1 protein-coding gene is annotated in these 760 nt (G+C 73.2%); it reads right to left on the reverse strand.

Features of this window, described 5'->3' with window-relative positions:
• Positions 1–760: response regulator (locus ACEN88_RS33250; protein ID WP_413346580.1), on the reverse strand; the 760-nt coding region annotated here is incomplete at both ends.

Genomic DNA, 760 nt, shown 5'->3' on the forward strand with positions numbered 1-760 from the left:
GCCGGCTGGGGCAGGGCGGCGCGGATCGCGTCCAGCGCGGCGTCGAGCAGGCCGCAGAGGTCGTCCAGCGACGCTTCCAGCGTGGGCTCGGCGGCGGGATACAGCTTGCCGCTGTCGCCGTCGACGAGGCCTTCCAGCCTGGCCAGCGCATCGGCCAGCAGTTCCAGGCCGAGGTTGGCGGCGACGCCGCGCACCTTGTGCGCGTGCATGCGCAGCGCGCGGTAGTCGGCCGCCGTGGCTTGGGCCGCGAGCGTGGCGCCGAGGCCGTCGTGCTGGGCGGCGAAGTGGGCGAGGGCTTCCAGCCACGCGTCTTCCTTGTCGCTCCAGCGGCGCAGGCCGGCGTGGCGGTTGAGGGTCTGGCGTTCCTGCGCCGGCAGGTCGTCCGCTTGGTGGCCGGGGCCGAGGCCCAGCACGCGCGCGATCTCGTGCGACAGCGCGAACCAGTCGACCGGCTTGGTCGCGAAGCCGTCCATGCCCGCCTCGACGCTGGCGCGGCGGTGCTCGGCCAGCACGCTGGCGGTCATGGCGATGACCGGCACGCGCGTCCGGCCGCCGGCGGCTTCCTGTTCGCGGATCATGCGCGTGGCGGTGAGACCGTCCAGCGTCGGCATCTGGAAATCCATCAGGATGACGTCGAAGCGCTCGCGGGCCGCGATCTCGACGACGGCGGCACCGTCGCCGACGGCCGTCATCGTGTGGCCGCGGCGCGCCAGCAGCAGTTGCAGCAGTTGCGGGGTGTGCGGGCCCGGTGTATTATAAA

This window comes from Massilia sp. CT11-108, assembly GCF_047302915.1.
Classification (GTDB): Bacteria; Pseudomonadota; Gammaproteobacteria; order Burkholderiales; family Burkholderiaceae_D; genus Telluria; species Telluria orientalis.